The following is a 26,555-nucleotide window of genomic DNA, read 5'->3' as shown; positions in this document are numbered from 1 at the left end:
TGGGGGCGCGCGCCTTAGGGCACAAGGATGGTTGGTGCGGCAGGGGCCGCCGTCTGAGGCCAATCCAGGCTGTAGTGCAGGCCGCGGCTTTCATGACGCAGTTGGGCTGAACGCACAATCAGTTCAGCCACCTGCAGCAAGTTGCGAAGTTCAAGAAGGTCGCGGTTGACGCGAAAGTTGGCGTAAAACTCCTGGACCTCGGATTGCAGCAGCGCGATGCGGTGCGCAGCACGCTCCAGACGCTTGTCCGTGCGTACGATACCCACGTAATTCCACATGAGCCGGCGTAGTTCATCCCAGTTATGGCTAATGACAACCAGCTCGTCAGCGTCACTTACGCGGCTCTCGTCCCAAGGGCGTGGTGCCAGCACTGGCGGCTGTGCCGCCGCACCGATGGCCTGCGCCGCGGCAGTACCGAAGACGGCACACTCAAGAAGTGAATTGCTGGCGAGGCGGTTGGCGCCATGCAGTCCCGTGTAGGCGACTTCACCAACGGCATACAGACCCGGAAGGTCGGTGCGCCCCGACAGATCGGTGAGAACGCCGCCGCAGGTGAAATGCACCGCAGGCACCACAGGGATGGGCTCCCGCGCCATGTCGATGCCTAAATCCATGCAGCGCTGGTAGATGGTGGGGAAATGCTGACGTATGAATGCTTCGCCCTTGAGGGTGATGTCCAGGTATACACAGTCCACGCCGTGCTTCTTCATCTCAAAATCGATGGCACGGGCGACCACGTCGCGCGGCGCCAGTTCTGCACGTTCATCGTGTGCCGGCATGAAGCGCGTGCCATCAGGAAGCCGGAGCACGCCACCTTCGCCGCGCACCGCTTCAGAAATGAGGAAGCTCTTGGCCTTCGGGTGGTAAAGGCAGGTCGGATGAAACTGAATGAACTCCATGTTTGCCACACGGCAGCCCGCACGCCAGGCCATGGCAAGCCCGTCGCCACTGGCGGTGTCGGGGTTGGTCGTGTAGCGGTACACCTTGCCTGCACCGCCCGTGGCGAGAACCGTGTGGGTGGCGGCGAAGGTTTCCACGCGCGAACTGGCCATGTTGAGCGCGTATGCGCCCCAGCAACGGCGGTCGCTGGCGAAATTCATATGGCGGTCGGTAATCAAGTCGACCGCCACGTGGTTTTCCAACAGGGTGATGCGCGGGTGTTCGCGCGCGCGCGCCAGAAGTGTGCGCTGAATGGCGGCGCCAGTGGCGTCGGCCACATGGGCGATGCGGCGCTGGCTGTGGCCACCCTCGCGCGTGAGGTGCAAGTCGCCGCCTTCCGTGTCGAATGGAACCCCCTGTTCACGCAGCCAGCTGATGGCCTGCGGCCCATGCTCGATGACAAAGCGCGTGGCGGGCAGATCGTTGAGCATGGCGCCAGCCACGAGGGTATCGTGCACATGGGCGTCAAAGCTGTCTTTGCTCCCCAACACCGCGGCGATACCGCCTTGAGCCCATTGGCTGGACGAAACCTCCAATTCACGCTTGGCAAGCATGGTGACTTGAAAACGCTCGGCCAGATGCAAGGCTGTGGCCAGACCAGCCAAGCCGCCGCCGATGATGAGAACGTCGCAGTGGTGCATGGTGAATACTCGGGTTTCGGGGTCCGAAGGAAATTCGAAGCGTGCCGCAAACCAGATTGTCCATTGGAATCGTGCCGCGCTCTGAACGCAGGCCCAATCGGCCATGTTGGATGGAGGCAGCGTGGCGCCCCGGGATGCGGCGCGACAAGTTGGCGCGCCGGAGGGAAAATGAACAAATGCCCGCGCATTCCCCTTCCTCGCCCGGCCCGACGCACAGCGTCGCTCAGGCGAAGCCGACCGGGCAGGAGGGGGTCAAGCGGGCGGTTTTCGCTTGTTGTTCCTCGCCATGCTGGATAAAATACCAGCATGCAACGGCGCAAAGTCACGCTCAAGCTGTATCCCAATGCCGCGCAGATGGCGCGGCTGGAGGCGTGGACGCGGCTGCACTGCGAGTTGTACAACGCGCCGCTCGAAGAGCGCATCGACGCCTGGCGCAAGGCGGGCAAATCCATCAGCGATTACGCGCAGCAGAACGCATTGCCGCAGATCAAGGCCGATCAGCCCGAGCTCAACGAACTCGGCAGCCACGCGCTGCAGCAAACGCTGCGCCGCCTCGATCTGGCCTTTGCCGCCTTCTTCCGTCGCGTCAAGGCGGGGCAAACGCCCGGATTCCCGCGGTTCAAGGCCGCCAAGCGGTTCTCGGGCTTTGCCTACCCCGACCCGGCTGGCTGGAAGCTCATGCAGCACGGCGGCCGTGGTGCCACGCTGCGCATCGGCAGTGGTGAGGCTGCGATGTCCATTCGGGCGCGCGGGCTGCACCGCTTCGGCGATCAGGCAAAACCCAACGACATCACGCTCACGCGCAAAGGTGGTGGGTGGTTCGTGTCGGTGACGCTGCGCGTGCCCGAGTCGGCCTGTGCGCGGCAGCGCGCCGCCGGCATGCGGCGTGGCGTGGATTTCGGGATCACCGACTGGGCGACGTTCGACGATGGACGGGCTATCGACAACCCGCGCTGGGTGCGCGAGGAACTGCCGCGCCTTGCCGCGCTGCAGCGGCAGCGCGCCAGGAAGAAGAACGGATCGTTGCGCTTCAAACGGCTCGGGCGTCGCATCGCCCGGCTGCACGACCGGATTTCCAATCTGCGCCGGGACTTCGTGCGCAAGGAAACAACCAAGCTGGTGCGGCAATGCGCCGTCCTGGCCACGGAGCAACTGGCTCCGAAGACCATGAGCCGCAGCGCGAAGGGCACGGTGGATGCACCGGGCCGTCGCGTGCGGCAAAAGGCCGGACTCAACCGCGAGATCCTCTCGGCGGGGTTCGGCATGGCGCATCCGATGCTCGCGTACAAAGCGGAAGAAGCTGGTACGAGGCTGCATCTGAGCAATACGCGCCAACTCAAACCGTCGCAGCGGTGCTCCGCCTGTTGGGAGATCGTTCCCAAGACCCTTGCCGAGTGCATGCATGTGTGCCCGCACTGCGGGCATGTCATGCCACGCGACCGCAACCGCGCATCGGTGGTCATCATCGACGCGTTCAATACGCAACACACGCATGGAACGGGCGTGGCGGCGAGACCCAAACCTCGGCCACGGCAACGTGGCAAGTCCAAGCCTGTGACCCGCGAAACCCCCGCGACAACGCCATGCGTTGAGCGGCGGGAGAGTTCATTGCTCAATGCCAACCAAATGGAGACAAACCGTGGAGATCCCTTCACTGCAACATGCAGTCAGCCCGCAGGAGTGGGCGCTGCGCTGCGATCTGGCGGCGTGCTACCGCTTGGTGGCCCTTTACGGCTGGAGCGACTTGGTGTTCACCCATATCAGTGCCAAGCTTCCGGCCTCCGTTGCTGGTGAGGCGCACCAGTTCCTGATCAACCCCTACGGGATGATGTTCGAGGAAATCACAGCCTCCAGTCTCGTGAAGGTCGACATGGAATGCCGCAAGCTGCACGACAGTCCCTTCTCCGTCAATCCTGCCGGTTTCGTGATCCACAGCGCCGTGCATGAGGCCCGCCCCGAGGCCGGCTGCGTGCTGCACACCCATACCCGCGCAGGCGTGGCGGTGAGCAGCCAAAAGCACGGCGTTTTGCCCATCAGCCAGCAAAGCACGTTCGTGCTCGCCTCGCTGGCGTACCACGACTATGAAGGCGTCGCTTTCCGTTCGGACGAGAAACCACGCCTGCAGGCAGACTTGGGCCATGCGAATTTTCTGGTCCTGCGCAACCATGGCTTGCTCACCGTGGGTCGCGGTATCGCCGACGCCTTTCTCAGCATGTACATCCTGGAAAGTGCATGCCAGATCCAGGTCGCCGCACTGGCGGGGCAACAGGGTGCTGAGGGGCTCACCCAAGTGGCGCCCCAGATCATCGCTGGCGTTGGCCAAGCCATGAAAGTCCAGACCGATGGCATGGGCGGAAGCTTTGTCTGGCCGGCGATGCTCCGGAAGCTGGACCGCACCGACCCGGGCTACAAAACATAGGCAGTGCCCGCGACGCTTGTCAACCGCGTCAGCACTCCAGATTGTCGATCAGCCGTGTCGCCCCAAGGCGGGCGGCGGCAAGAGCAACCATTGGCGCTCCCTCCCGCAGATCGTCTGCGCCGGGCGCAAGCAAATCGCAGCGGCGGCGTACCGTTAGATAATCGGGCGTCCACCCCTGCGCGGTCAAGTCTCGCATTGCCCGGCTCTCAAGCGCGAGCACGTCCTCGGGCAAATGCGCGCCGCGCGCCGCTTTGGCCAATGCATGCAAGGCCGCCTGCAGTTGTGGTGCCTGGGCGCGCTGCGCGGGCGTAAGGTAACCGTTGCGCGACGATAGGGCCAGCCCGTCGGCATCGCGCACCGTGTCCAGGCCTGCGATGGCAATGGGCAACGCAAATTGCGCGACCATGCGGCGTATGAGCATCAACTGTTGATAGTCCTTTTTGCCGAATACCGCAGCAGTCGGCTGCACCATGGCGAACAGCTTCATCACCACGGTGGCAACGCCCTCGAAGTGCCCAGGCCGGGCTGCCCCGTCCAGAATGCCGGCCAAGGCCGGGTCCGGCCGCACGCAGAAGGTCTGCGGCTCGGGGTACATTTCCGCCTCATCAGGTGCAAAAAGAAAGCTGCACCCGGCCTGCGACAGCAGCGCGGTGTCGCGTTCCAGGGTGCGAGGGTAACGATCGAAGTCCTCGTGGGGGCCAAATTGCAGTCGGTTGACGAAGATGCTCGCGACCACGGGGGCACCGAGCTCACGCCCGCGTGCCACCAGCGCCAGGTGCCCGGCATGCAAATTGCCCATCGTTGGCACGAGTGTGCGGGCGGGAAAATCATGCAGCGCGGCGCGTAACTCAGCGAGGGTGTGGAAGGTTTGCATTGGGAGTGCTCGCAAAACCGACTCGGCCGCGGGGCAGGCTGGAGGCGGAAAAACCGAAATGAATGTCTCGCCTCCGACCCGCCACAACCGTCAAGCTGTACTGTGGCGGGCAAGACTCCTGGCACGGGGCCATCAGGCGCGATCCGTCAGGAGCTGTATCCATGTAGCGATTCATCGGGAAAGACGCCTGACTTGACGTCGCGCACGTAGGTGCGCACAGCGTCCAGAATGCTTGGAGATCCCGCCATGAAGTTGCGCACGAAGCGCGGCTTGGGGCCGGCAGAAAAATCCAGCATGTCCTGCAGGACCAGCACTTGGCCATGGGTTCGGCACCCGGCGCCGATGCCGATCGTCATACCCGGGTAGTCTGCCGTGATCTGCGCTGCAAGGTCCGAGGGCACAAGTTCCAGAACCAGCATCGCCGCGCCAGCCTGACCCAGGTTGCGCGCGTGCGCGCGCAACCTGTCGGCGGCTATCGCATCACGTCCCTGGATGCGATAGCCGCCGAGTGCATGCACGCTCTGCGGCGTGAGTCCAAGATGTGCGCAAACGGGAATGCCGCGCTCCACGAGTGCGGCCACCACGCTCGTCGTCCAGCCGCCGCCTTCGAGTTTGACCATCTGCGCTCCGGCCTGCATGAGCATGACAGCGCTTTGCACGGCTTGTTCCACGGTTCCCTGGTAACTCCCGAAGGGAAGGTCCGTGACAAGCCAGGAACTGCGGTTGCCGCGCGCCACGCAGGTGGTGTGATAGACCATCTGCTCCAGCGTCACCGGCAAGGTCGATGCATGCCCCTGCACCACCATGCCGAGCGAATCCCCGACCAGCACGCAATCGCTCCCCGCATCGTCCAGCAGGCGCGCGCTTGTGGCGTCGTAGGCTGTGAGCATCGCAATTTTCTCGCCCGCATCGCGCATTGCTCGCAGGCGGTGCAGCGTGACGGGCTTGCGCGCTGCTGTCGCAATCGGCGTGCCGTAGGGTGAGACTGGTTGATGGGGGTCGATTGACATGGATCGGTGGAACCGGATTTTCGAAAGGCCGCCGCATTATGCCCGCAATGCAGCAATCCCGGTGGCGGCAGCGAACAGGCCTTCGAGTGGCAGTGAGTCGGCCGTCGCGCTCAACTCGGCGTGTACGCCAAGCGTACGTACAGCGGTGCATACGCCTCGGCCTGCGTGATCTGCACGAGCCCCTCGCGCGTGAGTTCAAGCAGCGCGATGAAGGTGACGACGGCGTGGCTCGTGCCTCTTGCAGTCTCGAAAAGTTCCTGAAATTCGGCAAATCGGCGGTCCTGAAGGCGGCGCAAGACGTGACTCATGATCTCGCGCACGGAGATTTGCTCGCGCGTGATGGTGTGATGCGCGTTGAGCCGTGCGCGTTTGAGGACGTCTGCCCACGCGGCGCGCAATTCGTCCAGACTGACTTCGGGCAACAAGGAACGTGCAGACTTCTCCACAGTGACCTGCACACGCCAGAAATCGCGACCAGCCTGCGGCAGAGCATCGATGTCCTGCGCAGCGAGTTTGATGCGCTCATACTCCAGAAGCCGGCGAACCAGCTCGGCGCGCGGATCCTCAGGCTCTTGGCCCTCCGCGGCGGGCGGGCGCGGTAGCAGCATGCGCGATTTGATCTCGATCAGCATGGCGGCCATCAGCAGGTATTCAGCCGCCAGTTCCAGGTTGTTGTGGCGAATCTGCTCGACATATTCCAGGTACTGGCGGGTGACCTGCGCCATGGGAATGTCGAGAATGTTGAAGTGCTGGCGGCGGATCAGATACAGCAGCAAGTCGAGCGGCCCCTCGAAAGCTTCGAGAAACACCTCCAGGGCATCGGGAGGGATATACAGATCCTGCGGGAGTTCAAACAGTGGCTGGCCATAAAGCCGGGCCACAGCCAGGCCATCCACCGTGACAGGCACGGTATCGACGGCCAAAGTGCCCGGCTCACTCATCATCTCGGGGCGCATGCCCGCAGTGCGGGGGCGCGCAGCATGAATGGGCGCGGGGATCACTCCGTGCCATAGACGTAGGGCTTTTGCGGCACCTTCGCAGCGTCAAAGGCCTGGCGGAGCTCGAAATCCGGCTGCTTGTCCCAGAGCAGGGCACGGCCCTGCTTTTGTTTGGCTTCCAGCTCGGGATCCTGGACCCTGAGGCTTTGCAGGAAACGTGTGGCTTCGGAAACGTAGGGCTTGACGGCGAGTGGCATGGTCGGCATTCCTGTGAAAAACAAAATCTTAGACCCTGGGGCGTCTGGGCTCGCTTGCGGGCGCTCATTGCGCCTGCGATGCTGCCCACGCTGCGAGTACCTGTTGCGCGGCATGGGCGGCAGTCTGCGCATCCGGAATGTTGCCGTGGCCCCCAAGTGTGCGGCTGATCGCCGCAATCTCCGGCGTGAACAGCTCGGGTCCGGTGTCGGTGAACAACACCACCAGCGGACGCCGCAAAGCGGCCGCCAAATGGCTGAAACCCGTGTCAAGGCCAACCACCAGCGCAGCGCCAGCGATCAGTCGGGCCATCTCGGGCAGGCCGCCGCGGTCGGCTAGTCGGGCAACGCCGTGGGGCCACGCGGCCACGAGTTCCTCGGCACGCTTGCGTTCGGCTTCGTTGCCCCACGGTAACACCAGCTGAAGGCCAAGCTCAATGAGTCGTGATCCTAGCGCACGCCAACTGGACTGGGGCCAGAGCTTTTCCGATTTCGACGCGCCATGGGCGAGCAGCGCATAAGACGGTGTATCAAGGTCAGGAGCTGGCAAGCCTTGCCGAATGGCATATTCGACCGGCCGCGTGGGGTCGGTGTCGAGCACCGCTTGGGCGAATATCCGCCGGCCCGTCGTTCCGTGGATGCCCGGTGGGCGCGCGAAATGCAGTTGGTACGCGTGGGCGGCCAGTGGCTCGCCCCCGCAGTCCTGAGCGCGGTAGCCAACGCGCAATTTGCCCCGAGCCAACCGGCTGATAAGGGCGCTCTTGAGAACACTGTGCGGGTCCCAGATCAGGTCGTAGCGTTGCGCGCGGAGGGCACGGACCTGGCCGCACAGGGCGCGGAACTCCGCGGCACTGCGCCGCTGTTGCAAGGCCTTGAGCGGCAGCGCAAAGACGCTGCGTACGGCTGGGTGTAGCCGTGGAATATCGGCAAAGCGCGCGTCCACCACCCAGTCGATGGCGATGCCTGGCCAGCGTGCCGCGATGTCCGAGACGGCCGGCAGCGTTTGCACTTGATCGCCCATCGCGGAAATCTGGACCACGAGCACGCTTCGCGGGAGACTTGGCAGTTCTGGGGAGCCCCAGCGCAAGGGGAGTTGAAGGGTGGTCATGCGTTGTGCCGGGATGGGGGGCGAAAGTGCACTGCCTGCTGCACGGGTGGCACATCAGGCCGTCGGCTTGATGCCGTCGATCGGGCACTAGACCAGAGGCCTGTGGAGCAGGCGCTCCAAGACGCGAAGGGGCGATGTTTCCGGAGCGAGCTGATCCGTGGGGCGCAGGTAGAAGGTTTGCTCCATCATGTGCTGCCCGGCCATGACCGCGTGCAGGACCTGGTCGGAGAACACGACCCAGGTGGTGCCCGGCGCAAAAGCAACTTCCTGCTGCGGGGACGCGCGCTGGAAATCCAGGTCCGCCTTGGCCAAATCATGCAATTGAAGCATGGCATGGTCGTAAGGGGTCCGACGTGATTTGGTGATGTGTAACGCATGCAGCAACCTGCTCGAAGCCGGCAGGGGACGGCGCAGACGCGGGGCAAAGTGGCTGGCAAAGTCCGCAAAGGGCTGGCCGACGCGCCAGACTCGGGGTTGGCCGGCAGGATTGAGATTGGTGAAGACGCGCAACAAGCGCACGCCTTGCGTGGGGTTGGAGGGGAACGCATCGACATGCAGCCTGGTGTCGTCCTTGCGCCAGGAACTCTCGCGCCCTTGCACCGCAAAGGGGCGAAGCGAAGCATTGCCGGCGCGCAGCTTGCCGCGGTACTGCGGAAACAGCCGATCCACGAGCGCCTGTGCCTGCGCCGCAAAGCGCCGGATCATGGCCTGCAGCGCGGCAAGATCATCTTTCCCGCCCTGTGCTCCTCGCAACTCGGTGGCGCCGCGCAGGCTGATGTTCTTCGATTTGCCGTCGCTCCATGCCGGGCTGAGAAAGCGTTGCTCATCGTGCGTCAGCGTGAAGGGCAGGTTTGGAAGCTGCAGCACATGGCCGGCTTCAACCAAATGCTCCACGTGAGTGCTTGGACCGCGGTCCCAATTGGAGTCGGGCAACGTGCGCAGTGCGTCGGCGGGTTGAGGTGTCGACATGGCGTATTCCTTGCGGTATCGGTCAGCGCACGCGCATGCCGGGCTGTGCGCCAGGGTAGGGGTCAAGAAGGTAGATGCCCGGCTGCGCCTTTTCGTCGTCGTGGCTTGCAGCCAGAACCATGCCCTCGCTGACACCGAATTTCATCTTGCGCGGGGCGAGGTTGGCCACCATGACGGTAAGGCGTCCGACCAAGTCTTCGGGCTTGTAGGCTGCGGCGATGCCGGAGAACACGTTGCGCAGGCGTGGCTGGCCGTGAGCGTCAGTCTCGCCCGCGTCAAGGGCCAGGCGCAAGAGCTTGGTCGAGCCTTCCACGGCCTCGGCGTGGACAATGCGCACGATGCGCAGATCGATGCGCGCGAAATCGTCGATGCTCACCGTGCCCGTCGGTGTGGCAGGTTCAGCTTGCCCCTTCGGCGGGGCCACGGCCGTCGAGGTGGCTTTGTGGGTTGCAGCCGACGCAGGCTCCGGTGCGGGCGCCATGGCCGGTTCGAATAACCGCGCAAGTTGCTTCGGGTCGATGCGCTGCATGAGGTGCTGGTAGGGGCGCACATGATGGGGCAGGGTGGCTGCGTCATCCCAGAGAAAATCGCGGTCCAGGCCGAACAACTCACGGGCCACGCGACTTGCGGTAGCCGGCAGGATGGGCGCAAGCATGACCGAGATTGACCAAAATCCCGCCAGCGCGCGCGATGAGGCATCCTGCAGTTCCCCCCGGCGGCGGTCATCCTTCGCCAGGAGCCAGGGCTGAGCGGCGTCGAATGCCGTGTTGATTCGATCGGCATGCGCCATGATCTCGCGCAGCGCGCGGGCATAGTCCCGCGCATCGAGCGAGGCGGCCACGTCGTTGGCCAGGGCGCGCGCGGAGTCTTCCAATTCCCGTGTGGCACCGAAATAACCAAGCCGGCCGTCGAAATACTGCGTGATGAACTTCGCTGCGCGGCTGGCGATGTTGACATACTTTCCGATGAGGTCGCTATTGACTCGGGCGACGAAATCGTCCGGCGTGAAGTCGACGTCTTCGACCCGGCCGCTGAGCTTGGCGGCCAGGTAGTAGCGCAGCCACTCGGGATTGAGATTCAACTCCAGATAACGCAGCGGAGAGATCCCGGTGCCGCGGCTCTTGCTCATCTTTTCGCCGCCAACCGTGACAAAGCCGTGCACGTTGACCTGAGTTGGCGTCTTGCGGCCGGAAAATTGCAGGGTGGCAGGCCAGAAAAGGGTGTGGAAGTAGATGATGTCCTTGCCGATGAAATGGATCTGCTCGACCTGCGGGTCGTCCATGAATTGCTCAAAGCTTTGGCCGGTGCGCGAAGGCACGTGCCAATGTCGTGCGGCTTGGCCTTTGTCGAAATGGTTCTTCAAGCTGGCCAGGTAACCGATCGGCGCGTCGAGCCACACATAGAAATACTTGCCCGGTGCGTCGGGAATCTCGATCCCGAAATAGGGCGCGTCGCGCGAGATATCCCAATCGGCCAGGCCGCCATGGCCCGCTTCGTCGGCGGTGAACCACTCGCGAACCTTGTTGAGCACTTCGGGCTGCAGATGGGGTGCACCCTGCGCGTTCGCGCTGTGCGTCCAATCGCGCAGGAAATCCGCACAGCGCGGGGACGAGAGCTGGAAAAAATAATGCTCGCTCTTGCGCAGTTCAGGCGTGGCACCGGAGAGAACCGAATAGGGTTGTTTGAGTTCGGTGGGCCCGTATACCGCACCGCATACCTCGCAAGCATCGCCGTACTGGTCAGCCGCGCCGCACTTCGGGCAATGGCCTTTGATGTAGCGGTCGGGCAGAAACATGCCCTTGACAGGGTCGTAGAACTGCTCGATTTCACGTGTGTAGATCAATCCCGCCTTGCGCAGCGCGCGATAGATGTCCTGCGCGAGCTCGTGGTTTTCCGGCGCGTCGGTACTGTGCCAGTTGTCGAAGCGAATGTGAAAGCCGTCGAGATAGGCGCCTCGTGTGGCGGCGATGTCAGCCACAAATTGCTGAGGCGTTTTGCGGGCCTTTTCGGCGGCAATCATGATGGGCGCACCGTGTGCATCATCTGCACCGACGAAATGCACCTCATGGCCCAGCATGCGCTGCAGGCGTACCCAGATGTCGGCCTGGATGTACTCCATGATGTGACCGATATGGAAAGCCCCGTTGGCATAGGGCAGGGCGGTCGTGACGAAAAGGCGGCGCTTGGTGGGGGTGTTCATGCGAGATAGAGTGGCTGGAAGCCAGCGCAGCGATGGCCGGCCAAACTGGAATTGTAGGCAGTGCCCTTCCATGGCACGTGAAGGGAAAACGCGCGCGAACTAGACTGCATCGCTTCGTACCCAATGACTTCACGAATTGCACCATGCCCACGCAAGACCAAATCCAGGACGCGCTCGCCACTGTCACGGACCCGAATACCGGCCAGAGCCTCACGGCGGCCAAAGCCATCAGGAACTTGCGCGTTGATGGCGGAAACGTGTCGCTCGACGTGCAGCTCGGCTACCCGGCGCAAAGCCAGCATGCCGAATTGCGCCGCGCTGTGATCGCCGCAGTCCGCGGTGTGCCTGGCGTTGAAAACGTTTCGGTGCAGGTTCTCACCAAGGTTGAGGCGCACGCCGTCCAGCGTGGCGTCAAGACGCTTCCTGGAGTGAAAAATATCATTGCCGTGGCCTCCGGCAAAGGCGGCGTGGGCAAGAGCACGACCGCAGCGAACCTGGCACTGGCGCTCGCCGCCGAAGGCGCCCATGTGGGGCTTCTCGATGCCGATATTTACGGACCTTCGCAGCAGATGATGATGGGGCTCTCCGGTCGGCCGGAGAGCAGCGACGGGCAGACCATGGAACCGCTGGAAAACTATGGCCTGCAGGTCATGTCGATTGGCTTGCTGATGGACGCCGACAGCCCGATGATCTGGCGTGGCCCAATGGCCACGCAGGCCCTGGAACAGTTGCTGCGTCAGACGCACTGGCAGGATCTGGACTATCTCATCGTCGACATGCCCCCGGGTACCGGCGACATCCAACTCACGCTGTCACAGCGCGTCCCGCTGACGGGCGCTGTCATTGTCACCACCCCGCAGGACATCGCCTTGCTCGATGCACGCAAGGGTTTGAAGATGTTCGAGAAGGTGCAGGTGCCGGTGCTGGGTATCGTGGAGAACATGGCTGTGTACGTGTGTCCTCACTGCGGCCACAGCGACCATATCTTCGGCGCGGGCGGCGGAGCGAAGATGGCTGCGGACTACGGGGTGGAGTTGCTGGGCAGCCTGCCGCTGGACCTGCGCATTCGCGAGCAGGCCGATAGCGGCCATCCCAGCGTGGTGGCTGATCCCGAGGGAATGGCCGCGCTGGAGTACAAATCCATCGCTCGCAAGCTGGCAGTCAAGGTGGCGCAGCGCGCGAAGGACTATTCGGCCAAGTTTCCGAGCATCACGATCTCGGAAACCTGAAATCGCCGCCTGCACAGGGCGTAGCCGGTCAGTCAGTCTGTTCAAAACGCGATGTGCCAGTTATCCTTACGGAAAATTTTCGAACGGTCGTTCGCTTTTTGGCGTCGGGCTCTCGCCTGACGGGGCGAGCACCGACGACGGAAGGAGACAGCATGATGGACCGCCCCTGGCTCGCGCAATACCCCGAAGGGGTGCCTGCCGATATCGACCCCGGGAGCTACCGCTCTCTTGCGCACTTGCTGCAGCGCAGCTTTGCCGCGTACGCCGACAAGCCGGCCTTTGCCTTCATGGGTCGGCGCACGACATATGCGCAATGGGAGGCGCACTCGACGGCTTTTGCGGCTTGGCTGCAGCACAAGGGGCTCAAGCCTGGCGATCGAGTCGCAGTGATGATGCCCAATGTGCCTCAATACCCGATCGCCGTGGCGGCCATCCTGCGTGCCGGGATGGTGGTGGTCAATGTCAACCCGCTGTACACGCCCCGTGAACTGGAGCACCAGTTGCGCGACAGCGGTGCCGCAGCGATGATCGTCCTGGAAAATTTCGGCCACACGCTGGAACAGGTGGAGGACCGCGCCGCCTTGCGCGTGGTGGTCGTGGCCAGCATGGGTGAAATGCTTGGGTTTCCGCTTGGACCCGTTGTCAATTACGTGGTGCGGCACAAGAAGCGGCTGGTGCCGCGCTATACCTTGCCTGGCCACGTGCGATTCAAGAAAGCGCTGGACGAGGGCAGCGGGATGCATTTCACGCCCGCGGACATGACCGCGGAGGACGTGGCCGTGCTGCAGTACACAGGGGGCACCACTGGAGTCTCCAAGGGCGCGACGCTTACTCACCGCAACCTCATCGCCAACGTCTTGCAGTCCGATGCGTGGAACCAGCCAGCGCTGCGCAAGGCCCCGGGTCTGGAGCACCTCAACACGGTGTGCGCGCTGCCCCTGTATCACATCTTCGCATTCACGGTGGTGATGCTGTTGTCTGCGGCGCAAGGGGGGATGATGATCCTTATCCCCAACCCGCGTGACCTGACCAGCACACTCAAAGAACTGGCCCGCTATGAGATTCACTCATTTCCGGCAGTCAATACGCTTTTCAACGCGTTGCTGCACCACCCCGATTTCGATAAGGTCAACTGGACGCACCTGATCAATTCGCTGGGCGGCGGCATGGCGGTGCAGGAGGCCGTGGCGCGCAAATGGCTGGAGCGCACGGGATGCCCCATCTGTGAGGGCTATGGGCTGTCCGAGACGTCACCCTCGGTGTGCTGCAACCCGACTGACACGGACCATTTCTCGGGCACGATCGGGATGCCGCTGCCATCGACGGAAATCGCCGTCGTCGACGACGATGGCAGGCCTCTGCCCATCGGTCAAGCGGGGGAGATCGCCGTCCGCGGGCCGCAGGTGATGCGCGGCTACTGGGGGCGCGATGATGAAACCGCCAAGGCATTCACGGCCGATGGATTTTTCAAGACCGGAGACATCGGCATCATGGACGCGCAGGGCTACGTGAAAATCGTCGACCGCAAGAAGGACATGATCCTTGTGTCAGGCTTCAACGTCTATCCCAATGAGGTGGAGGATGTGGCAGTGATGTGCCCGGGAGTGCTGGAGGCTGCAGCTGTCGGTATGCCTGATGCCAATTCGGGCGAGGCCGTGAAGCTGTTCGTCGTCCGCAAGGATGTGCAACTGACTGAAGACGCGCTCAAGGCCTTCATGGCGGAGCGGCTCACCGGGTACAAGAGACCCAAGCAGATCGTGTTCCGCGAGGAATTGCCCAAAACCCCGGTGGGCAAGATCTTGCGCCGCGCGCTGCGCGATGGCGGCATGGCTGCCGGCTAAATCATCGTTTCGGTGGTTTGCTGCAGTAGCGCGGCAGCGGTTTCGAGATCCATCGCTGGCCACAACGCCAGGCCCTGGACCTGCGTACAGCCAGTCTTTTCGATCCACTGCAGATCGCACGCGTCTTCCACACCTTCGGCAATGGTGTCCAGGCCAAGGCTGGTTGCCATGGCCAGCGTGGCGGTGACCACGGCGGCCTTATAGCGATCGGCGGCCACACCGTGTGTGAAAGCGCGGTCGATCTTGATCTGTGAGGCCGGAAGCCGGGTGAGGTACTCCAGGTTGGAAAACCCCACGCCGAAATCGTCGAGCGATATGTGCACGCCCAAGGCGCGAATGTCGTTGAGGGTGTGCAGGCAGTCGCCGCAGGCCATGATCTGCAGGTTTTCCGTCAGCTCGATGGTGAGAAGTGCAGGATCGATAGCCGCCGCGCCCAATTCCTCGCGCAGGCATTCCACGCAGCCTCCCTTGAGCTGGGCGGGTGAGACGTTCACCGCCATGCTCCCTGCGTAGCCGAACTCGTCGCGCAGGCGGCGCAGGGCCTGAAGACTCTTGTGGATGATTTGCCGGCCGAATAGGGAGATCAGGCCCAGATCCTGGATGATGGGGATGAACTCGGTGGGGCCGACCACTTCTCCGTCGAGGCGTCTCCAGCGGGCCAGCGCCTCGAAGCTCGCGATGGCATAGCGGCTTTGCGCCGGCGCGTGGGGCGCGGTGTGGCCAATCAGCCGGGCGATCGGTTGCAAAGCGATCTGAAAGCCATCGGCATCCAGTGTGGCGTGCAGTTCAGCCTCGAGCCGCGCGCGACGCTGCACGCGGGATTGCAACTCTGGCGTGAAGGCCTGTACCCGGTTGCGGCCAAGCGCCTTGGCTTCGTGCAACGCGGCGTCGGCGTGGCTGAGCAGTTCGACAATCGTGCGTCCATCGCGCGGCACATGGGCCACCCCCACGCTCACCGTGGTATGCAGGACGCGACCGTCCATGTCGTAGGCACGCGCCAGATCCGCGCGAAGCTGCTCGGCCAAAGCGAGGTGATCCTCCGGCGCATTCACGTCCGTGCGGCGCGCATACACGAGAAATTCATCGCCACCAAATCGGCCCGTGAGGTCACCGGCGCGGCGGGTCGCCTGGATGCGCTGCGCCGCCTCGGCCAGAAGGCGGTCACCCATGCCATGGCCCAGACTATCGTTGATCTGTTTGAACTGATCCAGGTCGATAAAGAGAAGGCTACCGCCGGGCTCTGGGGTTTGACCGAGAGCGGCTTGCAAAAGGCGCTCGAATCCGGCGCGGTTGGACAGGCCGGTGAGTGCATCCGTGTAGGCTGCGGCGTAGAGCTTGTCTTCTGCTTCCCGTTGTGCGGTGATGTCGCGCGCGGCACCACGCCAGCCGCCGAGCAGCCCCTTGGCATTCCATACCGGTGTTCCGCTCAAGCTCCACCAGCGTGTGCTCGAACCCGTGCTGCGAAACGGCAGCACAAGATCGTGGAATGGGAGCTGGCGCTTCATGAGAGTATTCAGGGCCACCCATTGAGGCGAGCTGGCCAGTGCCGCATTGACGCTGCGCCATTCGCGACCGATGACGGCGTCGCGTACCTGCTGCACGTGCCGGTTGCGCAGGGAACTGGCGCTCACGCTGGTGAAACGGCCCGCTGCATCGAGTTCCCAGAACCAGTCAGACGACAGTTCGGCGAAGGTGCGGAACTGCTGTTCGCTGGCCTGCAGATCATCCAACGCGAGTTTTGCAGCGCCGATGTCCAGACTGATGCCCATGAGCTCCAGCGGCTCACCCGACGCGGATCGGCGGCTGACCAAGCCCTGGTTACGGGTCCACACCACGCTGCCATCCTTGCGGAGAATGCGCGTATCCACGCTGGGGCTGACCTGTTCGCCGCTTCGCATCACCGCTTGGACAGCCTGGATCAGGGTGTCCCGATCGGGACGCGGCACCATGGCAAGGAATTCCCCGATGGTGAATTCGGCGGGCTCGTCAAGACGCGCCGGGTCGTGCCAGTTTTGTTCGCTGCGCAGCACGCCCTGTCGCAGATCGAGCGTCCAGAAGGTGACACCCGCTGCATGTTTGAGCAGTGCGCTGCGGTCATCCTGCTGTTTGTTGGCCGATCGGTCGAGCGCGAGGCAATAAAAGCCCACAACCCGCGGTGGCTGGCTTTGCTCGTTCGCCTCCCATGCGGGCTGCAGGCGCACCTCCATCCACCGGATGTCGCGCTCATGGATCTGCTCGCGGGAATAGAGGGCCGGCCGGCCGGCCAATACGGCGCGCACATGGGGCGCCACCAAAGCCATGTCCTCGGGACCCAGCAACTGGTCCAGGCGCAGGCCGAGGATCTCTAGAGCAGGCATGCCCAGCCAGTTTGCATAGGCAGCGTTGCATTGGCGCAGGCGGCCTTCAGCGTCAAAATAGGCGAACAGCGCAGGCAAAGCGTCCAGCCACTGCGGCATGGATTCGGGGCCAACGGGCGACGCGCCTGCACGGCCGGACGGCCCGGCCGCCGCCGCGACGTCCGATACGGCGGGGAAATCGGCTCGTGGCGGATCGTAGGGCATGGCGCGACTATAGCCGAGCGCGTCGACTCGGCAAGCGCTGCAGCCGGGATCCGGCCACCGACGCGCAAAGTGTTGCTCTATGCTCACGGCATGGACGCGAAGCGGGATTCGATGGCAGCGCAAGGCTCTATTCCAGGAACCGTGTACGTGGTCGGCGGAGCGGTGCGCGACGCGCTACTGGGGCGGCCTGTGCATGATCGCGATTGGGTGGTGGTGGGCGCGACGCCTCAGCAGATGCAGGAGGCGGGCTTCACACCCGTTGGGCGCGACTTCCCGGTGTTCCTGCACCCGCTCACCCATGAGGAGTACGCCCTGGCGCGCACCGAGCGCAAGACGGCGCCGGGCTACCGGGGTTTTGCGGTGCAGGCCGGTGCGGGTGTCACGCTGGATGACGATCTGCGCCGCCGCGATCTCACAATCAATGCCATGGCGCAGGATGCGCAGGGGCACATCATCGATCCCCATGGCGGTCAGCGCGATCTGCACGCCAAAGTCCTGCGCCACGTTAGCCCGGCTTTTGCTGAGGATCCGGTGCGCATTCTGCGCCTGGCTCGCTTTGCCGCACGGTTTGGCGATTTCACTGTGGCGCCGCAGACCCTGCAGCTGATGCGCGACATGGTCGAAGCCGGCGAAGTGGACGCCTTGGTCCCGGAACGGGTATGGCAGGAATTGGCGCGAGCACTGATGGAGGTTTATCCGCGGCGCTTTTTCGAGGTCTTGCGCGAATGCAGGGCACTGGCGCGCATCCTTCCGGAGGTTGATGCGCTATGGGGTGTGCCGCAGCGCGCCGACTACCACCCTGAAGTGGATTGCGGCGAGCACCAGATGCTGGTGATGCAGGCCGCCGCACAGCTTTGTGCGGACCTTCCCACGCGCTGGGCGTGCCTGATGCATGACCTGGGCAAGGCCACCACGGATCCCGCTGTGCTTCCCCGGCACCTCGGGCATGAGGCGCGTAGCGTAGCCATGGCGCGCACCGTTGCGCAGCGCTTGCGCGTACCCAGCGACTGCGCCGAGCTCGCTGCCGTGGTGGCAGCCGAGCACGGCAACATTCACAAGAGTCTGGAGCTCGGCCCCCAGGCACTTCTGCGCCTGCTCCAGCGCTGCGACGCGCTGCGTCGTCCGGCCCGCTTTGCCCTGGTTCTGCTGGCCTGCGAGGCAGACCATCGAGGCAGGGGAGGTGATTTTCCACGTCAACCCTACCCACAGCGCGCGCGCCTGGAAACCGCGCTCAAGGCGGCGCTGGGCGTGGACGCAGGGGCCGTGGCGCACGAGGTTGGGGAAGGCGGCGGCAAAGCCGGCGCCATCGCGCGAGCCGTGCAGATCGCGCGTGAACACGCCATCGCGCGAACGCTGGAGGCCTGAGCGATCGATTTAGATGTCGCTTTGCGCTGGGCGCAGCGCCAAGAAATTGTGCAGCGGCGCTGAGGGGTTATCGCGTTTGAAGGCTAACAAGATGTCGCTATACGCCCCGGCGTCCTCCAGGGGCAGGTAGCGGACGTAGGGCATTTGGGCGCGCTGCATCGATGCGGCCACCAGACCCACGCCTATGCCCGCCGACACCAGGCTGATGAGTGTGGGCATCTCATGCACTTCCTGGGCGACACGCGGCGCGAATCCGGCAGCAAGACACAGGGCAAGCGTTTGCTCGCGCAGACCCGATCCCAGCGTGGCGCTGTACAGGATGAAGGGTTCGTCGCGCAAGGCGCTCAGGCTCAGGCGCTCGTGTCTGGCAGAAGGGTGCTCGGTATGGAGCGCGAGCAGCAACGGCTCGCGCAGAATCAGCCGGCTTTGAATCGCGTCCCAATGCTCGTGCGATGTGGGGCGGATGAAGCCGACGTCGAGTCGCCCGGCAAGCAAATCGTCAATCTGCGCACGCGAAGGCTGCTCGCGCAACTGCAGGGCCACGTCAGGCCAAGCCGCGCGGAAATCGCGAAGCAATTGCGGCATCACCACGGAAAACGGCATGGACCCGGCAAAACCCACGGCGAGGCTTCCGGTTTCGCCGCGTCCTGCACGCCGCGCCTGCTCTGCCGCGTGGTGCATCTGGTCCAAGATGGCGCGCGCCTGTGGCATCAGGCTCTGCCCTGCCGCGGTCGGGGCTGCTCCGCCCCGGCCGCGCTCAAACAGACGCACTCCGAGTTCGGCCTCCAGGGCCTGGATCTGCTGCGAAAGGGGCGGTTGAGAGATGTGCAGGCGCGCTGCGGCACGCGTGAAGTTGCGCTCCTCAAAGACGGCAAGAAAGGCACGCAGATGGCGAAGTTCCATATGGGAATGATATCGAACCTTATGAAAAATCAATTTCCCATATGAAATGCGACCTACTACGCTTGGTGATCTCCGCATGCTCGTCTTCGAACGATGACCGTCTTCAACGCGCCCGCCGCCCCCGTCTCAATGCACAACCGAACCGATCAGGTCCCGACGCCGATAGCGGGGGTTCCTGGCTGGCGCAGCCGTATGGCGGTGGTTGCGGCGGGCATGTGTGCGTTTTTCACCATGTATGTGACCCAGGGTCTGCTGCCGACCCTGCAAAGCGTCTTCCACACCAGCGTGGCGCAACTCAGCCTCACGATCACGGCCACGACGCTGGCCGTTGCACTTGCGGCGCCGCTTTCGGGTAGTCTGTCGGATCGCTTCGGCCGCAAGCGGGTGTTGCTCTTGTCCCTGGCCGGTCTGAGCGTCACGACGGCTCTGGCTGGAACTGCCCATAGTTTGGACGGTCTTCTGGTTTGGCGCTTGCTTCAGGGCATCTTCATTCCCGGCGTGTTTACTGCCACTGTGGCTTATATTGGCGAGGAATGGCCGGCGAGGGAAGCTCCTGCCGTGACCGCCTTGTACATTTCGGGCTCGGTCGCAGGGGGTTTTCTTGGCCGATTTATCGCGGGCATGGTCACGGCGCATTGGGACTGGCAGGTGGCTTTCATCGTGTTGGGGGCGATCAACGCAGTCTTCCTTTTGATCATCGCGCAGGGTCTGGCGCCGTCGCGGGACTTTCGAGCAAGCAGCAGCCTGCGCGCCTCAATCGGTGACCTGCCGCTGCATCTGCGCAACCCCAAGCTTTTGGGCACCTATGCCATCGGGTTCGGCATCCTGTTCTCGCAGGTGTGTACGTTCACCTATGTGAGCTTTTATCTGGCCGCGGCGCCTTACCGGCTGGATCTGCGCCAACTCAGCCTGCTTTTTGCGGTCTATTTGGTTGGCATGATTGTCACGCCCATGGCTGGGAGGCTGGCTTGGCGCTTCGGCCAGCGGCGCGTGTTTGCTTCAGCAATGGTGTTGTCCAGCGGCGGTATGCTGCTGACGCTGCTTCCGGCACTGCCTGCGATCGTGCTGGGGCTCACGCTGAGTTCGGCAGGGGTGTTCATCGCGCAGTCGATGGCCACCGGGCAGGTGCCGGCCTTCGCAACGCGCGCACGCTCATCGGCCGTGGGGCTGTACGTTCTTTGCTACTACCTCGGCGGAAGCGTTGGGGCGTTGGCCCCCAGCCTCGTCTGGGAGCATGAAGGCTGGCCGGGCTGCGTGACGCTGGTTTTGCTCATGCAATTGGCGATCGGCACCGCGGCTTGGAAGGTCTGGGCGCAGCGGCCGCAGTCCCGACCGCCCTCGCCGCATGCGTGGAGGCGGGATGCGAAGGGGCCGCTTGACCCTCTGCGTGACAATCCCCATCCTCGGGGCGGTGGAGCGTAGCGGGATCGTCACAGGCATCCCTTTGGGGCTTGCGCTCGATTTGTTTGACGCCGTGTATTGAACCGCGTGCGAGCGGCGCGGCTTCGACATGCCCCGCTCGCGTGCATTGCGCCGGGCCCATGTGGTCAAGACTGATCATTTGCGCGGCAAACCTCCCTTTTCACGGGGAGGACGGATAGCGCTGATGCCACTGGCATGCTTATTGGTCTTGAAGCGGTGCCCGAGTGGCTGTATATTCAACCAGTCAAGAGCAATCCACAGCGAACCGGGTCGCGCATGCCGCTTGCCCAATAGCCGCGCAAGGGGCTTTATCGCAAGAGCCGCGCCAAGCCCCAAGCGATCAGCGACAGCAGGAACGTGGAGCCCAGGGGGAACAACCATTCGCGTCCAAAGACGCGAAGCCGCAGATCCAGCGGCAGGCGGCCGAAGCCGAAGCGCTCAAGGTAGGGAAGTAGCGCCGAGAACACGATGGAGGCGAGAATGAACAGGAGCAGCCACATCAGTATGCCGCCTCCGGTGCGACGTGTGCACGCAGTGCTGCGCTACGGTCGCCTTGGACGAAGCCCATCAGCGGCGCGCGCAGCCCGCGTGCCAGTGCGATGACTTTGAACAGTTCCCCCATCTCCGCTTCCGACAGCAGACGCTGTACCGCAGCTGTTTGTGCCAGTCCCGCACGATTCCTTGGCGCGCCGATGACGCCGTCCTGCCCGGCAGCCACCGCAGATCCGAGCAAGTCAAGCAGACCACAATTGAGCAGGAAGCGCGCTTGCGACGTGTAGCCCAGCACGTCGAGCCCCACGCTTGCCGCAGCCTGCGCAACGCTGGAGAAGTTCACGTGTGCTGTGATGTCCGACGTGCCAGGTTGCCACAACGGGTCGTCATGCGCACGGTGGGCGCGGTGGCAGCGCAGGGTCCCGCATGCGCGCTGTGGATGGTCGTATTCGTGCGCCGGAAAGCCATAGTCAAGGAACAGGAGCAGGCCGCGGCCCAGGCGCTCACCCAGAGTGGCGACGAAGGCGTCGGACGCCAAATGCAATTCGGTGACCGCACCCGGGGGAAGCGTTTGCATGCTCGGGCGCGGTTCCAACGCAGTGGCACGGTCGACCCAGCGCAGAGGTTGCTGGGCGTCGCGGGCAAACGTCACCCCCCGCTCGAGCCAGCGCTCTGTCGTTCGTACGGCGAGTTTCACGGGCATTGCATCCAGCACCTCGTTGCCAATGACCACGCCGTCAAAGCGGTCGGGCAACGCATCCCACCATGTGATGCGATCGCGCAGATGCTCAGGCAGCCCCGCCACAGCGTCCTGCTGGCGCGCGCGCATCGCGGCAGACACCTCGACGATCGCATATTGCCGAGGCAGCCATCCCTGCACATCGAGCGCAGCGAGAAGGTCGCAGACCAAGCGACCGCTTCCCGCGCCGCACTCGACGATGGTGTCGAGATCCTCGAGCCTTGACACGTCGGCGACTTGTCGCGCGAGCGTGGCGGCGAACAAAGGGGTGAGCTCGGGTGCGGTGACGAAATCGCTGGTGCCGCCCCAAGCGCCCAGCACACCCGGGTCGGCCGCGTAATAACCCAGGCCGGGTGCGTATAGTGCCAATTCCATATACCGATCGAATGGGATCCAGCCGCCCGCCTCGGCAATCGCCCGCTCGATATGCGACAACAATGCGTGGGCCCGCTGCTGCGCGGCATCGGGCGATAGACTCTGCAACCTGTTCATCGCTGCAATTTTAGGTTTCATGTCTTCTTCCCGCCTTGCCACTGAATCCATGCCTGTTCGTCCCGTCGTGCTCGTAACGGGGGCGGCACGCCGCCTGGGGCGAGCGATCGCATTGGAACTGGCGACGGCCGGGTGGGATGTGGCCGTGCATCACCGCGCCTCATCGGATGAGGCGCGGCAGACCTGCTCTGCTCTCGCGGCGTGCGGGGCTCGGGCTGAAGCGTTCGCCGCTGATCTGGCCGACGAGGATGCCGTCCGTGCGCTTCCCCAGCACGTGGCGGGGACTTTCGGACGACTGGACGCCGTGGTCAATAATGCGTCTTTGTTCGAATATGATGATGCTACGGGCTTCAGCGGGGAATGCGCCGCGCGCCACTGGCGCGTCAACACCGTGGCTCCCGTGCTGTTGGCGCAGGGTCTGCACGCACTTTTGCGCGAGCGACGCGGGCAGGGCTGTGTGGTGAACATTTTGGACCAGAAGCTCTGGAACCCGAATCCGGACTATCTGTCCTACACCTTGAGTAAGGCGGCGCTGCTTGAGGCAACGACGCTGCTGGCGCAGGCGCTTGCGCCGACACTGCGCGTGGTTGGGGTCGCACCGGGTGTGACCCTTCCATCCGGGACGATGACTGCAGCGGAATTTGCCACCGCCCATACCTTGACTCCCCTGGGACGCGCCTCCACTGTGGAGGATGTGGCGCAGGCTGTGCGCTATATGCTCAGCGCAAAGGCGGTCACCGGCACCACATTGGTCGTGGACGGTGGCCAGCACCTCACGCCTCAATCGCGTGACGTTGCTTTTCTTGCCCGCATACAACCCGAGTGAATCGCGCGGAGCCCTCCGCAATCGCCACGGAAATACTCCATGATCAGTGCACTCAATCATCCGGCTCTGGCCGACTGTCGCCGGCTTTTTCTGAAAAACTATGAGGTGCACATCAACATTGGCGTGCACGACTTCGAGAAGCGTGGCGAACAGCGCGTGGTGATCAACGTGGACCTGTATGTGCCTTATGCGTATTCCACCCCGAAGCAGGACAAGCTTGAGGAGGTCGTGGACTATGACTTCATGCGCCGCACCATTGCGGAGCGCTTGGCGCGTGGCCACATTCACCTGCAGGAGACCCTGTGCGACGACGTGGCTGCGTTGATGCTGGAGCACGCGGGTGTGCGCGCCGTGCGCGTTGCCACCGAGAAGCCCGACGTCTATCCCGACTGCCAGGCTGTGGGTGTCGAGGTCTTTCGCATCAAGGAGAGCGCATCGTGAACACGCACTTCGTGGACGAGGCGGCCGCGGTGGATACTCACGCCCAAGCGCAACGCAGGGCGCGGGAGATCAATAAATTATCGAAGCGCCTGCACCGCCTTGTGGGCCAAGCCATTGATGACTTCGCAATGATCGAGTCCGGCGACAGGGTCATGGTCTGCATGTCGGGCGGCAAGGACAGCCATGCACTGCTGGACATCCTGCTCGGCCTGCAAAAGCGCGCGCCCGTGGATTTCGAAGTCGTCGCGGTCAACCTTGACCAAAAGCAGCCTGGTTTCCCCTCCCATGTGCTGCCCGATTACCTGACGAGCAGGGGCGTGGATTTCCACATCGAGCAACAGGACACCTATTCCATCGTCAAGCGTCTGGTCCCCGAGGGCAAGACGATGTGCAGCCTTTGCTCGCGCCTGCGCCGCGGGGCCCTATATCGGGTGGCCAGTGAGCTTGGCGCCACCAAGATTGCACTTGGCCACCATCGCGACGACATCCTGCAGACCTTTTTCCTCAATCTCTTCCACGGTGGCCAGCTCAAAGCCATGCCCCCGAAACTTGTGAGCGACGATGGCAGCCACATCGTCATCCGTCCTCTCGCCTATGTGGAGGAGGAGGATCTCTCTCGTTGGGCAGATCATCGCGCTTTTCCCATTATCCCCTGCACGCTCTGCGGCAGCCAGGAAAACCTCCAGCGCAAGCAGGTGGCCGGCATGCTGCGTGAGTGGGAAAAATCCCACCCCGGCCGCCTTCAGACCATGTTCGGCGCGCTCGGCAAGGTGGTTCCTTCACACCTGCTCGATCGCAACGCGTACCCATTTGCCAGTCTGCGCCCCAGCGGCCAGCCGGACGTCAACGGAGACATTGCGTTTGACGAGCCCACCTGTTCAGACCCGCTGCCGTATCGCAATGGGGAACGCCATGGCGTGGCAGCTGTCCAATGGCAGAAGGGACTCTAAACAGCCTCTGCCCGTCGCGTATAGGATAGGCGGGTCAAACCGATCGAGGATGCCACGCCCATGCACGCAACCTTTGCCACAGGCGGTACCGAGTTGTGCCCGCATTCGAATCCGGGAACCAGGAAGGTCCTGCAAACGCTGCGGTTGCGTTGGCGGTTGGGCAAGGCGCTGGTGACAGGCGCCTTGTTGCTTCTGGGTGGCTGCGCCACATTGACTGCGGTGCGCGTCGACGTGGTGACGCCCAAGCCGGCACCTCAAGCGCTGGTTGGAGCCAAGGTGCAGGTGCAGGCTGCCCCTGCGAATGCGGACAGCCCCGAGGCGTCACTCTTCCAGACCGCTGTCGCCGATGCGATGACGCGCGCTCACATGGTCCCGCTGCTTGGCGAGCCGGCGCCCTTTACGGCACGCTACAGTTTCCGTAGTTACGTGGACTTCGAAACCAGCTTCCCGAGCGCTTGGCCGCCACCTGGCGCCCCGATCCTGCTACCAAACGGCGCGTGGATTTACAGCGGTTATCCTTGGTGGTGGTCAGGAATGTCTTGGCCACCGCCTTGGTACGAACGAGTATTCGAGCTGGAGATCCGCGATACGTCCACGGGTACCCTGGTCTACCGTACGAGCGCCGTGAGCGGGTCGTATGACCAGCGGCTCGCGCCGGTTGCGCAAAAACTGGCCGACGCTGCATTGGCGGGTTTTCCGCAGCGAAGTGGCCAGCATCGAGTGACGATTCCAGGCGATTGACGGGCACGGGGACCCGGGGCGACGCGACCGATCAGGAGTGGTGCTTTTATAATCGGCACAGATTTTGCTGCGGTTCATGCATGCATGGCACATGCATCCGACCTTGAACCCCGCGGCGCCGTACCCATCTCCTTTTGTATTCGAGTCTCTCCTTCCGGAGTTTGTCATGCCCATTTACGCTTACAAGTGCGAGTCCTGCGGACATAGCATGGACGCGCTGCAAAAGCTGTCTGATGCCCCGCTCACGGTTTGCCCCGCTTGCGGCAAGCATGCGTTGAGCAAGCAAGTTACAGCCGCTGGATTCCAGCTCAAGGGCTCGGGCTGGTACGCGACTGACTTCAAGGGGGCGGGCACCAGCGCTACGGCCGCCACCGCAGCCAAACCAGATGCTGCGCCAAAGACGGAGGTTGCAGCCACGCCCTGCGGGGCATCCTGCGCGTGCCACTGAATTGCGTGGATCCTATCCTCCGGCGATGCCGCCCAGCCGGCACCGTCGCTCAATGATGTCAACGCTCGCCTTTGCCTGCCGGCAAAGCGGGCTGCCCGCATGCGCCTAAAGAATCTTTTTATGGCCGGCCTGCTGGTCTGGCTGCCGCTGACCATCACGATCTGGGTGCTGTGGCAACTGTTATCGGTGTTTGACGGCATCTTCCGCGCGCTCGTCGGCGCACTTAGCGCGGTAGCCCCGAGCTCGGCGCCCGCGCTCGATCGGCTCGTGAGCATTCCAGGCGTGGGCGTCGTACTTGTGCTCGCGGCCATTGTGCTCACAGGCTTGCTCGTCGCCAATATCGTTGGTCAATGGTGGCTTGCACGCTGGGACGGGCTGATGGCGCGCATTCCCATCGTCAAGAGCATTTACAGCAGTGTCAAGCAGGTGTCGGATACGCTGTTTTCCAGCAGTGGCCAGGCCTTCCGTCAAGCTGTCATGGTGCAATACCCGCGCGCTGGGTCATGGACCATCGCATTCGTCACCGGCTCCCCGGCCGGGGAGGTCGCCGCACACCTGCCCAGCGAGCACATCAGCGTGTACGTGCCAACCACGCCCAACCCCACGTCGGGTTTCTTCCTGATGGTGCCGCGTGCTGAGGTGGTGGCACTGGCGATGAGCGTGGATGAGGCGCTTAAGTACGTGATATCCATGGGTGTCGTCGCGCCCCACATCCACACGCCCGCAACCACGGGGCATTGAACCTGCGCGAGA

The 26,555-nt window shown here is 63.5% G+C and carries 24 protein-coding genes; 12 read left to right on the top strand and 12 right to left on the bottom strand.

All coding sequences use genetic code 11. The features are described 5' to 3' along the window. Positions 1–14: 14 nt before the first annotated feature. Positions 15–1,580, bottom strand: a complete 1,566-nt coding sequence (gene nadB, locus CD04_RS0116090; protein WP_031408591.1) for an L-aspartate oxidase — start codon at positions 1,578–1,580, stop codon at positions 15–17. A 306-nt stretch (positions 1,581–1,886) separates the two neighbouring features. Between nadB and CD04_RS23335 the strand changes: the two genes are divergently transcribed. Both CD04_RS23335 and CD04_RS0116080 read left to right on the top strand, forming a co-directional pair. Then, positions 1,887–3,374 (top strand): RNA-guided endonuclease TnpB family protein, encoded by a 1,488-nt coding sequence (locus CD04_RS23335; RefSeq protein ID WP_031408588.1) that lies wholly within the window; start codon positions 1,887–1,889, stop codon positions 3,372–3,374. Continuing rightward, a complete protein-coding gene (locus CD04_RS0116080) occupies positions 3,268–3,999 on the top strand; it encodes a class II aldolase/adducin family protein (protein ID WP_231480718.1) in 732 nt (243 codons plus the stop codon). Before CD04_RS23335 ends, CD04_RS0116080 begins: the two co-directional genes overlap by 107 nt. A gap of 28 nt (positions 4,000–4,027) precedes the next feature. On the opposite strand, the gene panC is transcribed toward CD04_RS0116080, so the two are convergent. From panC to metG, 7 genes are all read right to left on the bottom strand, one after another. Continuing rightward, complete coding sequence (gene panC / locus CD04_RS0116075) at positions 4,028–4,873, bottom strand: pantoate--beta-alanine ligase (protein WP_031408583.1); 846 nt, start codon at positions 4,871–4,873, stop codon at positions 4,028–4,030. Positions 4,874–5,019: 146 nt separating this feature from the next. Beyond that, entirely contained in the window at positions 5,020–5,883 is an 864-nt protein-coding gene (panB, locus tag CD04_RS0116070) for a 3-methyl-2-oxobutanoate hydroxymethyltransferase (RefSeq protein ID WP_031408581.1), read from the bottom strand. A gap of 110 nt (positions 5,884–5,993) precedes the next feature. Next, on the bottom strand, positions 5,994–6,839 hold the full coding sequence (locus CD04_RS0116065) for a ScpA family protein (protein WP_156030313.1): 846 nt from the start codon (positions 6,837–6,839) through the stop codon (positions 5,994–5,996). Between the two features lie 41 nt (positions 6,840–6,880). Next, entirely contained in the window at positions 6,881–7,078 is a 198-nt protein-coding gene (locus tag CD04_RS0116060) for a DUF3460 family protein (protein ID WP_031408578.1), read from the bottom strand. A 64-nt stretch (positions 7,079–7,142) separates the two neighbouring features. Beyond that, positions 7,143–8,183 (bottom strand): lipopolysaccharide heptosyltransferase I, encoded by a 1,041-nt coding sequence (gene waaC, locus CD04_RS0116055; protein WP_031408576.1) that lies wholly within the window; start codon positions 8,181–8,183, stop codon positions 7,143–7,145. Between the two features lie 87 nt (positions 8,184–8,270). Further along, on the bottom strand, positions 8,271–9,152 hold the full coding sequence (locus CD04_RS0116050; RefSeq protein ID WP_031408574.1) for a Kdo hydroxylase family protein: 882 nt from the start codon (positions 9,150–9,152) through the stop codon (positions 8,271–8,273). A 22-nt stretch (positions 9,153–9,174) separates the two neighbouring features. Beyond that, positions 9,175–11,352, bottom strand: coding sequence for a methionine--tRNA ligase (gene metG / locus CD04_RS0116045; RefSeq protein ID WP_031408572.1), 2,178 nt, complete (start codon positions 11,350–11,352; stop codon positions 9,175–9,177). A 143-nt stretch (positions 11,353–11,495) separates the two neighbouring features. On the opposite strand from metG, the gene apbC reads away from it, so the two are divergent. After that, a complete protein-coding gene (gene apbC, locus CD04_RS0116040) occupies positions 11,496–12,581 on the top strand; it encodes an iron-sulfur cluster carrier protein ApbC (protein WP_031408570.1) in 1,086 nt (361 codons plus the stop codon). Positions 12,582–12,733: 152 nt separating this feature from the next. After that, positions 12,734–14,422, top strand: a complete 1,689-nt coding sequence (locus CD04_RS0116035; protein WP_031408568.1) for a long-chain-fatty-acid--CoA ligase — start codon at positions 12,734–12,736, stop codon at positions 14,420–14,422. Here CD04_RS0116035 and CD04_RS0116030 read toward each other — a convergent pair. After that, positions 14,419–16,983 carry an EAL domain-containing protein gene (locus CD04_RS0116030; protein ID WP_051849351.1) on the bottom strand — a complete coding sequence of 855 codons (2,565 nt, stop codon included), beginning with the start codon at positions 16,981–16,983 and terminating at the stop codon, positions 14,419–14,421. The genes CD04_RS0116035 and CD04_RS0116030 overlap by 4 nt on opposite strands. 90 nt (positions 16,984–17,073) lie before the next feature. Between CD04_RS0116030 and CD04_RS0116025 the strand changes: the two genes are divergently transcribed. After that, on the top strand, positions 17,074–18,348 hold the full coding sequence (locus tag CD04_RS0116025) for a multifunctional CCA addition/repair protein (RefSeq protein WP_231480668.1): 1,275 nt from the start codon (positions 17,074–17,076) through the stop codon (positions 18,346–18,348). 9 nt (positions 18,349–18,357) lie between these two features. Here the strand turns inward: CD04_RS0116025 and CD04_RS0116020 are convergent, their stop codons facing one another. After that, the gene (locus CD04_RS0116020; RefSeq protein ID WP_031408562.1) at positions 18,358–19,251 is read right to left on the bottom strand and encodes a LysR family transcriptional regulator; all 894 of its coding nucleotides are present in this window, start codon (positions 19,249–19,251) and stop codon (positions 18,358–18,360) included. 129 nt (positions 19,252–19,380) lie between these two features. On the opposite strand from CD04_RS0116020, the gene CD04_RS0116015 reads away from it, so the two are divergent. Next, positions 19,381–20,673 carry an MFS transporter gene (locus tag CD04_RS0116015; protein WP_081858130.1) on the top strand — a complete coding sequence of 431 codons (1,293 nt, stop codon included), beginning with the start codon at positions 19,381–19,383 and terminating at the stop codon, positions 20,671–20,673. 308 nt (positions 20,674–20,981) lie between these two features. Here CD04_RS0116015 and CD04_RS0116005 read toward each other — a convergent pair whose 3' ends face one another. Continuing rightward, entirely contained in the window at positions 20,982–21,173 is a 192-nt protein-coding gene (locus tag CD04_RS0116005; protein ID WP_197033148.1) for a DUF2905 domain-containing protein, read from the bottom strand. Beyond that, positions 21,173–22,417: a class I SAM-dependent methyltransferase gene (locus tag CD04_RS0116000; RefSeq protein WP_231480667.1), complete on the bottom strand. Its 1,245-nt coding sequence runs from the start codon at positions 22,415–22,417 to the stop codon at positions 21,173–21,175. Before CD04_RS0116000 ends, CD04_RS0116005 begins: the two co-directional genes overlap by 1 nt. Positions 22,418–22,445: 28 nt before the next feature. Here CD04_RS0116000 and CD04_RS0115995 point away from each other — a divergent pair, with 28 nt between their 5' ends. The 6 genes from CD04_RS0115995 (at position 22,446) to CD04_RS0115970 (ending at position 26,543) form a co-directional block, all read left to right on the top strand. Further along, a complete protein-coding gene (locus CD04_RS0115995; protein WP_031408554.1) occupies positions 22,446–23,222 on the top strand; it encodes an SDR family oxidoreductase in 777 nt (258 codons plus the stop codon). Positions 23,223–23,261: 39 nt separating this feature from the next. Further along, positions 23,262–23,663 carry a dihydroneopterin aldolase gene (locus CD04_RS0115990; RefSeq protein WP_031408553.1) on the top strand — a complete coding sequence of 134 codons (402 nt, stop codon included), beginning with the start codon at positions 23,262–23,264 and terminating at the stop codon, positions 23,661–23,663. An 11-nt stretch (positions 23,664–23,674) separates the two neighbouring features. Continuing rightward, positions 23,675–24,613 carry a tRNA 2-thiocytidine(32) synthetase TtcA gene (ttcA, locus tag CD04_RS0115985; protein ID WP_197033189.1) on the top strand — a complete coding sequence of 313 codons (939 nt, stop codon included), beginning with the start codon at positions 23,675–23,677 and terminating at the stop codon, positions 24,611–24,613. Positions 24,614–24,673: 60 nt separating this feature from the next. Next, complete coding sequence (locus tag CD04_RS0115980; RefSeq protein WP_156030312.1) at positions 24,674–25,354, top strand: DUF4136 domain-containing protein; 681 nt, start codon at positions 24,674–24,676, stop codon at positions 25,352–25,354. Positions 25,355–25,520: 166 nt separating this feature from the next. Next, the gene (locus tag CD04_RS0115975; protein WP_031408547.1) at positions 25,521–25,802 is read left to right on the top strand and encodes an FmdB family zinc ribbon protein; all 282 of its coding nucleotides are present in this window, start codon (positions 25,521–25,523) and stop codon (positions 25,800–25,802) included. A gap of 99 nt (positions 25,803–25,901) precedes the next feature. Beyond that, positions 25,902–26,543, top strand: a complete 642-nt coding sequence (locus CD04_RS0115970) for a DUF502 domain-containing protein (RefSeq protein ID WP_031408545.1) — start codon at positions 25,902–25,904, stop codon at positions 26,541–26,543. Positions 26,544–26,555 lie beyond the last annotated feature (12 nt).

This window comes from Thiomonas sp. FB-Cd (assembly GCF_000733775.1).
Classification (GTDB): domain Bacteria; phylum Pseudomonadota; class Gammaproteobacteria; order Burkholderiales; family Burkholderiaceae_C; genus Thiomonas_A.
This window is presented reverse-complemented; position numbering and strand designations above follow the sequence as displayed.

Excerpts from the sequence above, each read along its gene's own strand:
- CD04_RS0116015 (WP_081858130.1), top strand. The coding sequence starts at position 19,381 with ATGCACAACCGAACCGATCAGGTCCCGACGCCGATAGCGGGGGTTCCT.
- CD04_RS0116025 (WP_231480668.1), top strand. The coding sequence starts at position 17,074 with ATGGACGCGAAGCGGGATTCGATGGCAGCGCAAGGCTCTATTCCAGGA.
- CD04_RS0116005 (WP_197033148.1), bottom strand. The coding sequence starts at position 21,173 with ATGTGGCTGCTCCTGTTCATTCTCGCCTCCATCGTGTTCTCGGCGCTA.
- CD04_RS0115995 (WP_031408554.1), top strand. The coding sequence starts at position 22,446 with ATGCCTGTTCGTCCCGTCGTGCTCGTAACGGGGGCGGCACGCCGCCTG.
- CD04_RS0115970 (WP_031408545.1), top strand. The coding sequence starts at position 25,902 with ATGCGCCTAAAGAATCTTTTTATGGCCGGCCTGCTGGTCTGGCTGCCG.
- CD04_RS0116030 (WP_051849351.1), bottom strand. The coding sequence starts at position 16,983 with ATGCCCTACGATCCGCCACGAGCCGATTTCCCCGCCGTATCGGACGTC.
- CD04_RS0116000 (WP_231480667.1), bottom strand. The coding sequence starts at position 22,417 with ATGAAACCTAAAATTGCAGCGATGAACAGGTTGCAGAGTCTATCGCCC.
- panC (WP_031408583.1), bottom strand. The coding sequence starts at position 4,873 with ATGCAAACCTTCCACACCCTCGCTGAGTTACGCGCCGCGCTGCATGAT.
- CD04_RS0116060 (WP_031408578.1), bottom strand. The coding sequence starts at position 7,078 with ATGCCACTCGCCGTCAAGCCCTACGTTTCCGAAGCCACACGTTTCCTG.
- CD04_RS0116035 (WP_031408568.1), top strand. The coding sequence starts at position 12,734 with ATGATGGACCGCCCCTGGCTCGCGCAATACCCCGAAGGGGTGCCTGCC.
- CD04_RS0116050 (WP_031408574.1), bottom strand. The coding sequence starts at position 9,152 with ATGTCGACACCTCAACCCGCCGACGCACTGCGCACGTTGCCCGACTCC.
- waaC (WP_031408576.1), bottom strand. The coding sequence starts at position 8,183 with ATGACCACCCTTCAACTCCCCTTGCGCTGGGGCTCCCCAGAACTGCCA.
- CD04_RS0115975 (WP_031408547.1), top strand. The coding sequence starts at position 25,521 with ATGCCCATTTACGCTTACAAGTGCGAGTCCTGCGGACATAGCATGGAC.
- CD04_RS0115990 (WP_031408553.1), top strand. The coding sequence starts at position 23,262 with ATGATCAGTGCACTCAATCATCCGGCTCTGGCCGACTGTCGCCGGCTT.
- CD04_RS23335 (WP_031408588.1), top strand. The coding sequence starts at position 1,887 with ATGCAACGGCGCAAAGTCACGCTCAAGCTGTATCCCAATGCCGCGCAG.
- CD04_RS0116020 (WP_031408562.1), bottom strand. The coding sequence starts at position 19,251 with ATGGAACTTCGCCATCTGCGTGCCTTTCTTGCCGTCTTTGAGGAGCGC.
- CD04_RS0115980 (WP_156030312.1), top strand. The coding sequence starts at position 24,674 with ATGCACGCAACCTTTGCCACAGGCGGTACCGAGTTGTGCCCGCATTCG.
- apbC (WP_031408570.1), top strand. The coding sequence starts at position 11,496 with ATGCCCACGCAAGACCAAATCCAGGACGCGCTCGCCACTGTCACGGAC.
- nadB (WP_031408591.1), bottom strand. The coding sequence starts at position 1,580 with ATGCACCACTGCGACGTTCTCATCATCGGCGGCGGCTTGGCTGGTCTG.
- panB (WP_031408581.1), bottom strand. The coding sequence starts at position 5,883 with ATGTCAATCGACCCCCATCAACCAGTCTCACCCTACGGCACGCCGATT.
- metG (WP_031408572.1), bottom strand. The coding sequence starts at position 11,352 with ATGAACACCCCCACCAAGCGCCGCCTTTTCGTCACGACCGCCCTGCCC.
- CD04_RS0116065 (WP_156030313.1), bottom strand. The coding sequence starts at position 6,839 with ATGCGCCCCGAGATGATGAGTGAGCCGGGCACTTTGGCCGTCGATACC.